Below are 12,747 nucleotides of genomic sequence, written 5' to 3'. Positions count from 1 at the left end.
TAATTGACACAACCGGCAATTTCCCGGCGGCAGGTTTGCAAGAGGTCAGGAGGCAAAGCCGACATGGTCGGGGAATGGCATTTTATTTGCCCAATCGGTCAGATCCAGCGGCGCTGTTTTGTTTTCGCTGCGGTAGTTCCGCGGAGCGGTACCAATAACCTGTTTGAATGCGGTGCTGAAGGCGCTTTCCGAGGTGTAACCCAAAGACAGGGCAATCGTCGCGATTGTTTCATTGGTGTCGCGTAAAGCTTGTTCAGCGAGGCGCATGCGCCAATTACGCAGATAGCCAAGCGGCGTGACGCCAACCGTTTTGCGAAAACGTTCTGCAAATCCGGTGCGGGACATGCCGACTTTATGAGCGAGTTCTTCGAGTTGCCATTGGTAAGCCGGATCGTCGTGCATCAAGTGCAAGGCAGGTGCGATGTGTTTATCGGCCAAACCCCGCAGCCAGCCCACCGGGATCATGTCACATTGTTCGATATAGGCCCGCAAGGATTGTACGAAAACAAGCTGCGCCAGTTGCGTGCTGGCGATCTGGCTGCCGATCTTTTCGTTTGCCATTTCCCGTGCAAGATGCTGAAGCAACCAGGTGATCGTCCCCGCCGCACTGTTGCTCGCCGGGATGAGGAGTTGTTTTGGCAGGGCGTTGACGAGGATATCTCGCCCGATCTGATTAAAATCAATATGGCCACCGATTAAATAGAAATCGATGTCCTGGCCGATCGTCAAGATATTGTCAGCTTTTTCCCCTGATCGAAAAACGGAACTGATTTCAACAGGGGTCACATCAGGATCGCTGAAGATGGTGAATCCAGTCGCGCCATTTAACAGCAAGACATCACCGCATTCGAGCGTAATGAGACCCGGATCATCGAAGAACCGCAATTGAGCACAACCTTCGACAATGGCGATGAATTTCAATTTGGTTGGTGGTGGAAACGAGAACCCCCAGGTGCCACCAATCTTCAATCCGCCCGAAAGAATGGCAGTTGCATTGACAAGCTTCAGAGAGCTTGAGAGTGGATCACCTATCATTTGTACGATCTCGAAAGTTTAATGTACCAATTATTATTAATAGTACAATTGAGATGCATTACAAAGGGGCTTGTTCACAAAGGAGATCCCTAGATGACAGAACAGGCACCACTTCAGAGCAAATTTGGCGCAGCTTCGACGGCTGCTGAAATTATCCAAGGTCACAATCTTTACGGAAAAGTCGCGGTGGTGACGGGCGGTTATTCCGGCATCGGTTTAGAAGTTGCCAGACTTATGGCCCAGGCCGGTGCGAAGGTTATTTTGCCCGCCCGCAATCCTGAAAAGGCACAAACTGCAATCGAGCCTTATGTGGATCTGAACATGGAAATTGTTCCGATGAACCTGATGGATCCAGAGTCAATCACGGCATTCAGCCAGTGGTTTGCGCAGACGGGTCAGTCCTTGGATATTTTGATCAACAATGCGGCCATCATGGCTTGTCCGTTGATACGTGATGACCGGGGGTTTGAAGCACAGTTTTCAACCAATCATCTTGGACATTTTCAGCTGACTGTCGGTTTGTGGCCTGCGTTGCGAATGGCAGGTACGTCGCGCGTGGTGACGGTTTCTTCACGCGGCCATTTCCGTGGTCAGGTCGATTTTGATGACCCGAACTTCATGTCCCGGGCATATGACCAATGGGAAGCCTATGGGCAGTCAAAATCTGCGAATGCGTTGTTTGCGATGGCAGTTGATCGGCGTGGACAATCAGATGGTATCCGGGCGTTTTCGCTGCATCCGGGTGGAATTGTCAGTACCAATCTGGCCCAGTTCATGACGGATGACCAAATCAAGGCAACAGGGTTTGTCGACGATAACGGAATACCCATCATCGATCCGGAAAACGGTAAAAAGAATATATACCAGGGGGCGGCAACCACAATGTGGTGCGCTATCAGTCCTGAGCTTGAAGACAAAGGCGGGGTTTATTGCGAAGATTGCAACATTGCGCCGATAACAATTACGGATCAGGGCGTACGTAAAGGTGTGCGGCCCTGGGCATGTGACGCCGACATTGCCGAACGTCTTTGGAAGCTTAGTGAAGAATTGACCGGCTTTGGTCTTTCGTAACGCGCTTGTCGATGATGGAAAAAGCCCGATGGCAAGGGCCTGCCCTGTTCGGGGGCCTTTGTCGCATGCGGGACAAAGGCCTTGAATGGCGGGGCCCCTGTTGGGCTTGGTCAAACCGTCGGGACTGTGCCGCCATCAATAACATATTCTGTACCAGTGATCGCGCCCGCACGATCAGAGGTGACAAAGGCGATCAGGTTGGCGACTTCTTCGGGGCTGGCCGGACGGCCAAGCGGGATCCCGCCCAGCGAGTCCATGATGATCTTTTTGCCGCCTGCATAGTCAGTCCCGGCTTGGGCTGCCAGTCGCTCGGTCAGGCGCACGGCGGCTTCTGTTTCAATCCAGCCCGGTGAAACCCGCACGACCCGGACACCTTTGGGCGAGACTTCCTTTGAAAGCGCCTTGCTGTATGTCGACAAGGCGGCCTTTGCCGCCGCATAGGCAGTTGTCGATTCCGGTAGCGGCAGTTGTCGTTGAATGGAGGAGACGTGAACCACCACGCCATGCCCCTGTTTGATCATGTCGGGAACAAGCTGTCGGTCCAGACGCACCGCGGGAAACAGGTTCAAATCAAGTTCCTGATGCCAGTGCGTATCTGAAAGGGCGCCAAACCCGCCAGCAGGAGAAGATGACCCGCCGAGCATGTGGACAATAATATCAACCCCGCCAAGCCGTTGCCGTGCCGCTTCGGCGACTGATATGCATCCTTGATCCGTTGTTAGATCGGCGGCGATAAACGCTTCTTCGGGAAGGGTTTCGGGGCGGGAACGTGCGGCAGTGATCACGTTTGCGCCAAAGTCGCGGAACAGTTGGAAGGTTGCAGCGCCTGCACCTTTTGTGCCGCCGGTTATCAGGACGCGTTTTCCGGTAAGTTTCAGAAAATCTGTCATTATTCTACACCCATCTCGGTGATCTTGCCGTCTTTGACGTGGAAGAAATAATCGAGTGTGACCGGACTGTTGGGGAAGGTTCCACTGACCTTGGCGCGGACGGTGACCCTGTCGCCATTTGTGTTTGCCTCGATCGGTTCGGCAACATGGTTGTACTTTGCCTTGGCCGCCAGCCACCAGGTGCGTATTGCGCCCGTGCCGGTATGGTTTTCACCTTCGTCATGAACAATTGCGTCTGATGAGAAAATGTCGGTCAGAAGATCGGCGTTCTGGCCTTGATCAGCACGGAAATAGGTTTTCACGGCATTAGGCATATCCATCATCTGTCTCCGTATTAGTGATTGATTGTTCGACAGATAGTCCTGAAATATTGTATCAACAATAAGGATAATTCTTCATATAGTGATGAATGGATCGGGATAATGGATCGTGTCGTATTGAACGATCTGGATGCTGTAATGGCAATTTCCAGACGGGGAACGTTTCGGGCGGCGGCGGTTGACATGGGCGTGTCGACGACTGCGCTCAGTCATGCCATCGGGAAGCTTGAGGCGGGTCTTGGTGTTAGATTGTTCAATCGTACAACACGCAGTGTTTCGCTTTCGGATGCAGGCAAACTGTTCGTTGAACAGGTGGGCCCGGTTCTTCAGAACATGCATGATGCACTTGAAGTTGTGCGTTCCCAGCGCGAAACGCCATCTGGCACCATTCGGATCAATGCAGCCCCGTTCGCAGCCCGCGAAGTGATTTCGCCACTTGTGTTCGAGTATCTGCGGCGGTTTCCGGACATGCATGTTGATGTTGTGACGGAAGGGCGGCTGGTTGACATTGTTGCGGAAGGTTTTGACCTTGGCGTTCGCATCCGGGATCTCATTCCAAGTGACATGATTGCAGTACCGCTTGGCAATGCGCAAAAATACGCCATCGTTGCATCACCCGAATATTTCGCGCATCACGGCAAGCCAATGGTTCCGCCTGATCTTTTGAACCACAAATGTGTTCGTGTTCGCTTGCCGGACGGGTCGGTTTTTCGATGGCGGTTCGAAAAGAATGGGGAAGCCGTTCAGATTGATGTGAACGGACCCGTGACGCTCGATGAGGCAAGTCTGGCGCGGGCCGCAGTTCTGGAAGGTGTCGGGGTCGGATGCTTTATCGAGCGAGACGTATTGGCGGATATCGAATCAGGGAGACTTGTTCGCGTTCTGGAGGACTGGACATTCCCACTATCAGAGCTGTGTCTTTATTATCCCGGACGCCGCAACCTATCGGCAGGACACAAAGCTTTCATCGCGCTTGCGCGTGAACTTGGCCGTCGGGGTGCAGGGCAAAGAAACGGTGTGTCGCCAGTCGAACTGTAAGGGCAATCTTGTCCGTCGGGGATTTGTGCGGGTCCATTGAATAAGAAAAGCCCGCCGAAATTTCGGCGGGCTTTCTGTGTGGATCGATCTTGAGGGATCGGACCTTAGCGGTTCTGGCGGTTTTCGATCAGATCGTCGACCACGCCCGGATCGGCAAGGGTCGAGGTATCGCCAAGCTGATCATATTCGTTAGCGGCAATCTTGCGCAGGATACGGCGCATGATTTTGCCCGAACGGGTTTTCGGCAGACCCGGTGACCACTGAATGAAGTCCGGGCTTGCGATCGGGCCGATTTCCTTGCGGACCCATTTGACCAGCTCAAGACGGAGCTCCTCGGTCGGTTCTTCACCGGCATTAAGGGTGACATAGGCATAGATGCCCTGACCCTTGATGTCGTGCGGAACGCCAACCACGGCGGCCTCGGCAACCTTGGAATGGGCGACAAGCGCGCTTTCGACTTCGGCCGTGCCCATACGGTGACCAGATACGTTGATCACGTCATCGACGCGACCGGTGATCCAGTAGTAACCGTCATCGTCACGACGGGCACCGTCGCCGGTGGTGTAGACATTGGCGAATGTGCTGAAATAGGTCTGGATGAAGCGTTCATGGTCGCCATAGACCGTACGCATCTGACCCGGCCAGCTGTCCTTGATCACAAGGTTGCCATCGGTCGCACCGGTCAGTTCCTTGCCCTCGTTATCAAGAAGGGCAGGCTGAACGCCAAAGAACGGAAGCGTTGCCGAACCCGGTTTAAGGTCGGTTGCGCCCGGAAGCGGGGTAATCAGGATGCCACCGGTTTCGGTCTGCCACCAGGTATCGACAATCGGGCAATTCCGTTTGCCGACATGCTCGTGATACCATTCCCATGCTTCGGGGTTGATCGGTTCACCAACCGAACCAAGGATGCGCAAGCTGGACAGATCGGCCTTGTTTACCCACTGTTCGCCTTCGCGCATCAGGGCACGAATGGCGGTTGGTGCGGTATAGAAGATGTTGACCTTGTGCTTTTCGCAGACCTGCCAGAAGCGCGATGCGTCCGGATAGCTTGGCACACCTTCGAACATCAGGGTTGTGGCACCATTGGCCAGCGGGCCGTAAACGATATAGCTGTGACCGGTCACCCAGCCCACATCGGCCGTACACCAGTAAACATCGCCTTCATGGTAATCAAAGACATACTGATGGGTCATGGACGCATAAACAAGGTAGCCACCCGAGGTGTGCAGAACACCTTTCGGCTTGCCGGTCGAGCCCGAGGTATAAAGAACAAACAGCGGGTCCTCGGCATTGACTTCGGTCGGCGGGCAGTCGGCGGATGCCGCTGCGCAGACTTCGTGATACCAGACATCGCGGGTGTCGTTCCAGGCAACGTCCTTGCCGGTGCGTTTGACGACGACCATTTTCTCGACCGATTTCACGCCCGGATGAGAAAGCGCCTCGTCCGCATTGCGCTTGAGCGGAACCGCACGACCGCCACGCAGGCCTTCGTCAGAGGTGATGACAACCTTCGCACCGCAATCCTCGACGCGACCGGCAAGGGCTTCGGGCGAGAAGCCGCCAAAGACGATGGAATGGATCGCACCGATACGCGCGCACGCCAGCATGGAAACAGCGGCCTCGGGGATCATCGGCAGATAAATGACAACGCGGTCACCCTTGCCAACACCCATCGATTTCAGCGCATTGGCGAAACGGCAGGTGCGCTCGTACAGATCGCGATAGGTGATATGTTCGGAAACGTTGGGATCATCGCCTTCGAAAATGATGGCGGTCTGATCGCCGCGCTTTTCCAGATGGCGGTCAAGGCAGTTGGCGGCAACGTTCAGCGTGCCGTCTTCATACCACTTGATATAGAGATCCTTGGCGTCATAACTGACATTTTTGACTTTGCTGTATGGCTTGATCCAGTCAATGCGCTTGCCATGTTCGCCCCAGAAGCCATCCGGGTCCTCGACCGACTGTTTGTACATGGCGTCGTATTTTGTTTTGTCGATCAGGGCATTCTTTGCGATGTCGCCGGGGACGGGATAAACGTTCGCAGACATATGTGGCCTCTTGTTCGTTTCCTGTGGTCTCGTAATGCGCCGGGTGGGGGTTCCTGTTTCCGGTGTGTCGGAAAGGAGTCTGTCCCGATGCGGTATTTCGGTGCGGTTCAGGGATCGGTTTTGCCGCGGTGCCTGTTTCGTTACGGAATACAGGGCGGACAAAATGATCCTGTCGCTTGCGCCCTATGCTAGTGCGCAGAAGATATTCAGGGAATACAACTTTAGGACTGCTCAATATGGCGGATTGCCTGCCGAAATTCGGGCGCAAATGACCCGCGTATCGGCGTAGATGAATGAGATCAAGACGTACAGGTTTGGTTGGTGGCGTCGATTGTTCCTGAATATCCCGTTGATATATAGTTGAAATTTCCATTCATGCCAGCAACGGTTTACAGAAATTCGGATCTGTTTTGATCGCATTCATTTTTGTTCGGTTCTGGATTTGATGGAACAAAACAGATACAAAGAGTCCAGACGATAAACAGATGGTGGGACAATGGATCCGATTTCTTTGGCCGCAGGCGCGGTTGGCGCGGCTGTTCTGGCGCTGGTTTTCTGCATCTTGATGATCAAACGCAGCAAGGATGCCGCCAATGCCGAAACAGAGTCGCGCACCGCATTGCTGGCATCCCAGCTTGAACAGACCGAAGCAACCCGGCGTGATCTGGCAGCAGAACTGGCCGTGACGCGCGACAAGCTCGCGGAAAGTTCGGAAAAGCGGGCCATTGCCGAAACCACAGCCAACCGGGTGCCGATCCTTGAAGCCGAGATGAAGGAACTGCGTGTTGCCCTTGATCACTGGCGCGAAAAGGGATCGGAGCTTGAAACCGCACTTGAGAAAGAGCGCGAGGCGGCGGCTGAAAAACTGGCGATGCTTGAAGATGCCAAGACCAAGCTTCTTGATAGTTTCAAGGCGCTGTCATCCGATGCGCTCAAGGTCAATAATGACGAGTTCCTGAAACTTGCACGTGAAAACTTTTCGCGTTTGCAGGAAGGGGCGAAGGGTGATCTGGAAAAACGTCAGCAGGCAATTGATGGCCTTGTGAAACCCATCAAGGAACGTCTTGAGGCCTTTGATACCAAGGTTAACGAACTTGAAAAAAACCGCAAGGAAGCCTATGGCGAGCTGCGCGAGCAGGTTGGAACCCTGGTGCAATCGCAGAACCGGCTTTCGAAGGAAACCCAGACGCTGAGCTCGGCCTTGCGGTCAAGCTCGTCGGTATCGGGCAAGTGGGGCGAATTGCAGCTTAAGCGCATTGTCGAGCTGGCCGGGATGCTCAAGCATTGTGATTTTGACGAGCAGGTCCATTTCAACACCGACGAGGGCATCCAGAAACCCGATATGGTCATTCACCTGCCGGGTGGGAAAAACATTGTGGTTGATGCCAAGGCCCCGACATCGGCCTATCTTGAGGCGATTGACGAGAAATATGACGATGAACGCCGCGAAGCATTGATGGCGACCTATGTCACCAATGTGCGCAAGGTGATCACGGACCTTTCGAAGAAATCCTATTGGAAGTCGGTCGACAGCCCGGAATTCGTGGTGCTGTTCCTGCCCGGGGAAAGCTTTTTCTCGGCGGCCCTTGAACGCGATCCGCGTTTGATCGAGGACAGTTTCCGCGATGGCGTGATCCTTGCGACCCCGACCACGCTTCTTGGGTTGCTCAAGGCGGTGGCATATGGCTGGCGTCAGGAAGCATTGGCCGAAAATGCGCGCGATATCAGCGAGATTGGCCAGCAGCTGTTTGATCGTCTTGGCACGCTTGCCAAGAATTTCAGCACCATGGGCAAGTCGCTTGAAAGCACGGTCAAGAATTACAACAAGACGCTTGGTTCGCTTGAAGGATCGGTTCTGGTGTCGGCCAGGAAGCTTAAGGAAAAGCATATCGTTGCCGATGACCGCATGATCGAGGAACCCGCCCCGTCCGAAACCCATGTACGTGACATTACCAAGATGGAACTTCTGGCCGGGCCGGACGACAATCCCGCCGAGGAATAAGGGTGGATCGGGTATCAACCGGGTGTGACATGGCTGATACCCGCCATCAATTGGCCCAGCTTTCTTGACTTGGACGTCGGGAAACCTTATCTCGAAGCGCGAAATTCGCTATAATACAGACCAGAATTCAGTTCGAAATCGGATCAGAGACCCATGGCCCTGCGTGAAATCCTTATCGTTCCAGACCCGCGCCTGAAAAAGGAATGCGAACCGGTCACGGACGTGAATGATGAGATCAGAACCCTGCTTGATGACATGCTTGAAACCATGTACGCGGCACCGGGCATTGGTCTTGCGGCACCGCAGATCGGTGTGATGAAGCGCGTTGTCGTCATGGATGTATCCGATGACAAGGACAAGCCCGAGCCGATGAAACTGATCAACCCGGAGATCATCTGGGAGTCCGAAGACACGTCGGTCTATCAGGAAGGCTGTCTGTCGATCCCGGAACAATATGCCGATGTTGAACGCCCGGCCGAGGTCGGCGTGCGTTACCTTGATGAAAATGGCAAGGAACATGAGATCGAGGCAGAAGGCCTGCTTGCGACCTGCATCCAGCATGAGATTGATCATCTCGACGGTGTTTTGTTCACCGATTATCTGAGCGCGCTCAAGCGCAACATGATCCTGAAAAAGGTCCAGAAGCTTCAGAAGACTAAAAAGTCTGCCTGATGACGCTGATTACACTGTGATCTGATGCAAAGGGGCCGGTTATCCGGCCCTTTTTATTTGTCCGGATTTATTTACCCGGGCGTTTGAGTGTGCCGGGATCAAGACCGGCAATCCATCCTTCGCGCTTACGGATGCAGGGATCATCGGGCAGAAATTCGGGACGCTTGCCATCGGCGATCCGGATCAGTCCCATAACACCAACCAGCGCATCAAACGCATCATCCTTCCCCTGTTCCGGGCCAAATCCCGATTGGATGTCGGCGAGGACGGCAGGGCTTATTTCAATCCCGTTCTCGGGGGCATAGACGCAAAGATGTTCGACAGCATCTGCACGGCTTTTCTGATTTGATTTAGTTAACTCACTTATTCCCAGCCAGTCATAGATCTCACCGGGATATGTTTCAATCAGCGTGACACCGGGTTGGGCAGAGCAGGTTGCAAGATCACCATCAAACGGCCAGATATGAAAGCCGTTGCGATATCCGGGTATGACCAGATGTTCAAGACCATGGAGCATGCCCTTGCCGACCTGATTGGCCCCCAATGTCCAGAAGGACGGGCAGGCGGCATTGCGCTTGTCGGTCGGGAATTCACATTGGCGATGCAGATCCGTGAAATCAGACAGCCCAAGCGCCGAAACAAGATGTTCGCGCTTTACACTGCCCTTGATGCCCGATGATTTAGGGTAGAAGGGACGCCGGTGGGAAATCTGGTCACGGGTTTCACAGACGTCGGAGAATTCGCGCCAATCCTTGGTAAATAGCAGATCCGTGAGTGTCTTGAAGTCGGCTATATTTGCGCCATCATACCAGTAGCGGGCAAAGCCGATGGGCATATCAAGTCCCAGCCAGATGCGCTGGTCCCGACCATGCTCGGACATGGAATGGCGAAACTGGTTCAGCATCCCGACCGGTTCGATCGCATGTATTTGCCAGCCGCTTGTTGTCCGGCGGGCTTTGGCCACCCAGCGGGCCTTGACCGATATGCTCCAGTCGGCGTGCCAGATATGATCAACCGGGTATTTGCGCGGTTTGAATAAGGCTTGGCTTGTCATTTCGACAAGATAGCGCCAAATTGCCGCCCTGGAATAGCAAAGACCGCCGGTCTTGCCCCGATCTTGTGATGAATGCCCAATCTTGTGATGAATGGACGTGACGATATGACCAAGCTGCGTATTGCCTTTATGGGAACTCCGGACTTTGCCCTTGTGGCACTTAAGGATCTGGTTGCAGCCGGGCACGATGTTGTGTGCGTCTATTCCCAGCCGCCGCGTCCGGCCGGCCGTGGTCAAAAGGAAACGCCAAGTCCGGTTCATGGATGGGCCGCCGAGCAGGGTATAGAAGTTCGCCATCCCGTATCGCTTAAGTCCGACGAGGAAAAACAGGCCTTTGCCGATCTTGATCTCGATGTTGCGGTGGTGGCGGCCTATGGGCTTATTCTGCCCAAGGCGATCCTTGATGCGCCGAAATATGGCTGTCTGAACATTCACGCATCACTGTTGCCCCGCTGGCGCGGGGCGGCCCCGATCCAGCGGGCCATTCTGGCAGGCGACGCGGCGACGGGGGTTACCATCATGCAGATGGATGTCGGGCTTGATACCGGCGATATGCTTCTGATCCGAGACATTCCGATTACCGCTGAAACCTATGCCAATGCGCTCCATGATGATCTGGCAGCACTGGGCGGGGAGATGATTGTTGAAGCGCTGGATAAGCTTCCAAAGGGAGAGCTTGTGGCAACCAGACAGCCCGAAGAGGGCGTGACCTATGCCGCCAAGCTTGAGCGTGCCGAGGCCAAGCTTGATTTTGCCGATGATGCGGCCAGTCTGGAACGGAAAATCCGTGCCTTTACGCCATGGCCGGGAGCCTATTTCGAACTGGGCAAGGAACGGATCAAGGTGCAAGCCGCCGAAGTGATCGACCAGTCCGGTCCGGTCGGCGAGATTCTTGACGATGCCCTGACAATTGGTTGTGGCAGCGGGGCGCTTCGCCCGACCCGCATTCAGCGCCCGGGCAAGGCCGCGATGGATACCGATGCGGTACTGCGCGGTTATGACAAACTGGCAAAGGGCGTGGTTCTGGGCTGATGGCGGGGGATATTGTACGCCCGGACCGCGCAAATCCGGCTGATCTTGTCATTCGTCCGGCCTTTAACAGCGATGGTGACGCGATTGCGGTCCTGATCGCGGGGGTTTTTGCCGAATATCCCGGCTGCGTCTTTGATCGCGGGCTCGAATTCCCCGAACTTGATGCGATTGCCGATGATTTCAAACAGGCCGACGGGCGGATCTGGGTTGTGGTTGATCCGGCGGCGCGGGTTCTGGGGTGTTTTGGTGTTAAATATGACGCGGCGACCAGGGAAGCAGAACTTCACAAGGTCTATCTGCATCGCGATACCCGTGGGCGGGGCATGGCCCAGAAACTGATGGCCAAGGCGCTGGCATGGTTGGTGGAGAATCATCCGGATTGCGCAACCGTGATGCTCTGGACCGATACGCGGTTTGAAGCGGGGCATCGCTTCTATGAAAAATGCGGCTTTGCGCGCACAGGCGAAAGCCGCATTCTTGATGATCTTAGTGCCTCGTCGGAATATCAGTTCCGCTTTGACTTTGCGGCTTATCAGAAAGCCCTGTCGTTCTAGGTCCTTATTGATCCGCCGGTTCGGTCGGTCCGCCATCGGCGGGCGCGGCATCAGCGGGGCGACGCACAGAACGGGCATCGCGGAAGCCAAGCTCCCATGGCGGGACCGGGGTGAATTTTTCGGCCAAAAAGTCGACAAAGGCGCGGACCTTGGGCGACAGGTGGCGCTTATGCGGATACACCGCCGAAATCCATGCCTGATCATGGACATATTCGGTCAGAACCGGGGTGAGACGTCCGGTACGGATATCTTCATGAACCAGATATTCAGCCAGACGCGCCATGCCAAGACCGGCCAAAACTGCTTCGTGAAGCACGTCACCGTCATTGGCAGAGAACGACCCCTGTGCGCGGAAGGCCACGTGACCGTCCGGGGTTTCAAAGTGCCAGTCGTTAAAGCTTTCGCGCGATGACAGATGCAGACAGTTATGGTTTTCCAGATCCTGCGGCTTGCGCGGGATGCCGTTCTTTTCGAGATATTCCGGCGAGGCAACAATCATACGGCGGTTGACCGCATATTTGCGCGCGATCAGTGACGAATCCTCAAGAGCGGACAGTCGAATGGCCAGATCATAACCATCGTTGACCAGATCGGTGAATTTATCATCAAGCGTCAATTCGATCCGGACATCGGGATAGCGGGCCAGAAATTCCGGGATCAGGGGGACTACCTGCATCTTGGTGAAGGCAACCGATGCATTGATGCGCAATGTACCGCGCGGAGCGGCATAAAGCTGGGTGACGACTTCTTCGGCTTCCTCGATCTCGTTTAAGATCGTGCGTGCGCGTTCATAAAAGGCACGGCCTTCCTCGGTCAGGCTGAGCTGACGGGTGGTGCGCATCAACAGGCGCGCGCCCAGCCGGTCTTCCAGTCGGGAAATGTATTTCGACACGGCTGACGGGGACAGACGCATAGTCCTTGCAGCGGCTGAGAAGCTTCCTTCTTCAACGGCATGGACAAAGATTTCCATTTCCGCGGCACGATCCATATTTCGGCATTCCTATTTATGACGTTCTTTCACAAGTAATGTG

At 54.7% G+C, this 12,747-nt stretch carries 12 protein-coding genes; 6 read left to right on the top strand and 6 right to left on the bottom strand.

The window, feature by feature from the left end:
* Positions 1–45: 45 nt before the first annotated feature.
* Entirely contained in the window at positions 46–1,035 is a 990-nt protein-coding gene (locus ACTU44_RS00565) for an AraC family transcriptional regulator (RefSeq protein WP_462096398.1), read from the bottom strand.
* Between the two features lie 93 nt (positions 1,036–1,128).
* Between ACTU44_RS00565 and ACTU44_RS00560 the strand changes: the two genes are divergently transcribed.
* Positions 1,129–2,106 (top strand): SDR family NAD(P)-dependent oxidoreductase, encoded by a 978-nt coding sequence (locus tag ACTU44_RS00560; RefSeq protein ID WP_462096397.1) that lies wholly within the window; start codon positions 1,129–1,131, stop codon positions 2,104–2,106.
* Between the two features lie 110 nt (positions 2,107–2,216).
* On the opposite strand, the gene ACTU44_RS00555 is transcribed toward ACTU44_RS00560, so the two are convergent.
* The gene (locus tag ACTU44_RS00555; protein WP_462096396.1) at positions 2,217–2,996 is read right to left on the bottom strand and encodes an SDR family oxidoreductase; all 780 of its coding nucleotides are present in this window, start codon (positions 2,994–2,996) and stop codon (positions 2,217–2,219) included.
* Positions 2,996–3,319 (bottom strand): nuclear transport factor 2 family protein, encoded by a 324-nt coding sequence (locus tag ACTU44_RS00550; protein ID WP_462096395.1) that lies wholly within the window; start codon positions 3,317–3,319, stop codon positions 2,996–2,998. Before ACTU44_RS00550 ends, ACTU44_RS00555 begins: the two co-directional genes overlap by 1 nt.
* A 99-nt stretch (positions 3,320–3,418) precedes the next feature.
* On the opposite strand from ACTU44_RS00550, the gene ACTU44_RS00545 reads away from it, so the two are divergent.
* Positions 3,419–4,354, top strand: coding sequence for a LysR family transcriptional regulator (locus ACTU44_RS00545; RefSeq protein ID WP_114096161.1), 936 nt, complete (start codon positions 3,419–3,421; stop codon positions 4,352–4,354).
* A 104-nt stretch (positions 4,355–4,458) separates the two neighbouring features.
* Here ACTU44_RS00545 and acs read toward each other — a convergent pair whose 3' ends face one another.
* Positions 4,459–6,402: an acetate--CoA ligase gene (gene acs, locus ACTU44_RS00540; protein WP_336079463.1), complete on the bottom strand. Its 1,944-nt coding sequence runs from the start codon at positions 6,400–6,402 to the stop codon at positions 4,459–4,461.
* A 496-nt stretch (positions 6,403–6,898) separates the two neighbouring features.
* Here acs and ACTU44_RS00535 point away from each other — a divergent pair, with 496 nt between their 5' ends.
* Positions 6,899–8,404, top strand: coding sequence for a DNA recombination protein RmuC (locus ACTU44_RS00535; protein WP_114096159.1), 1,506 nt, complete (start codon positions 6,899–6,901; stop codon positions 8,402–8,404).
* Between the two features lie 153 nt (positions 8,405–8,557).
* Complete coding sequence (gene def, locus ACTU44_RS00530; RefSeq protein ID WP_114096158.1) at positions 8,558–9,076, top strand: peptide deformylase; 519 nt, start codon at positions 8,558–8,560, stop codon at positions 9,074–9,076.
* A 67-nt stretch (positions 9,077–9,143) separates the two neighbouring features.
* Here the strand turns inward: def and ACTU44_RS00525 are convergent, their stop codons facing one another.
* Positions 9,144–10,130, bottom strand: coding sequence for a methyltransferase type 12 (locus tag ACTU44_RS00525; RefSeq protein ID WP_462096394.1), 987 nt, complete (start codon positions 10,128–10,130; stop codon positions 9,144–9,146).
* A 105-nt stretch (positions 10,131–10,235) separates the two neighbouring features.
* Here ACTU44_RS00525 and fmt point away from each other — a divergent pair, with 105 nt between their 5' ends.
* Positions 10,236–11,162 (top strand): methionyl-tRNA formyltransferase, encoded by a 927-nt coding sequence (fmt, locus tag ACTU44_RS00520; RefSeq protein ID WP_462097423.1) that lies wholly within the window; start codon positions 10,236–10,238, stop codon positions 11,160–11,162.
* Entirely contained in the window at positions 11,162–11,716 is a 555-nt protein-coding gene (locus ACTU44_RS00515) for a GNAT family N-acetyltransferase (RefSeq protein WP_462096393.1), read from the top strand. Before fmt ends, ACTU44_RS00515 begins: the two co-directional genes overlap by 1 nt.
* A 4-nt stretch (positions 11,717–11,720) precedes the next feature.
* Here ACTU44_RS00515 and ACTU44_RS00510 read toward each other — a convergent pair whose 3' ends face one another.
* Positions 11,721–12,704, bottom strand: coding sequence for a LysR family transcriptional regulator (locus tag ACTU44_RS00510; protein WP_336079455.1), 984 nt, complete (start codon positions 12,702–12,704; stop codon positions 11,721–11,723).
* Positions 12,705–12,747: the final 43 nt, after the last annotated feature.

It is taken from the genome of Thalassospira sp. SM2505 (genome assembly GCF_054901115.1).
This window is presented reverse-complemented; position numbering and strand designations above follow the sequence as displayed.

Coding starts and splice junctions, on each gene's coding strand:
- ACTU44_RS00565 (WP_462096398.1), bottom strand. CDS start 1,035: ATGATAGGTGATCCACTCTCAAGCTCTCTGAAGCTTGTCAATGCAACT.
- ACTU44_RS00560 (WP_462096397.1), top strand. CDS start 1,129: ATGACAGAACAGGCACCACTTCAGAGCAAATTTGGCGCAGCTTCGACG.
- ACTU44_RS00555 (WP_462096396.1), bottom strand. CDS start 2,996: ATGACAGATTTTCTGAAACTTACCGGAAAACGCGTCCTGATAACCGGC.
- ACTU44_RS00550 (WP_462096395.1), bottom strand. CDS start 3,319: ATGATGGATATGCCTAATGCCGTGAAAACCTATTTCCGTGCTGATCAA.
- ACTU44_RS00545 (WP_114096161.1), top strand. CDS start 3,419: ATGGATCGTGTCGTATTGAACGATCTGGATGCTGTAATGGCAATTTCC.
- acs (WP_336079463.1), bottom strand. CDS start 6,402: ATGTCTGCGAACGTTTATCCCGTCCCCGGCGACATCGCAAAGAATGCC.
- ACTU44_RS00535 (WP_114096159.1), top strand. CDS start 6,899: ATGGATCCGATTTCTTTGGCCGCAGGCGCGGTTGGCGCGGCTGTTCTG.
- def (WP_114096158.1), top strand. CDS start 8,558: ATGGCCCTGCGTGAAATCCTTATCGTTCCAGACCCGCGCCTGAAAAAG.
- ACTU44_RS00525 (WP_462096394.1), bottom strand. CDS start 10,130: ATGACAAGCCAAGCCTTATTCAAACCGCGCAAATACCCGGTTGATCAT.
- fmt (WP_462097423.1), top strand. CDS start 10,236: ATGACCAAGCTGCGTATTGCCTTTATGGGAACTCCGGACTTTGCCCTT.
- ACTU44_RS00515 (WP_462096393.1), top strand. CDS start 11,162: ATGGCGGGGGATATTGTACGCCCGGACCGCGCAAATCCGGCTGATCTT.
- ACTU44_RS00510 (WP_336079455.1), bottom strand. CDS start 12,704: ATGGATCGTGCCGCGGAAATGGAAATCTTTGTCCATGCCGTTGAAGAA.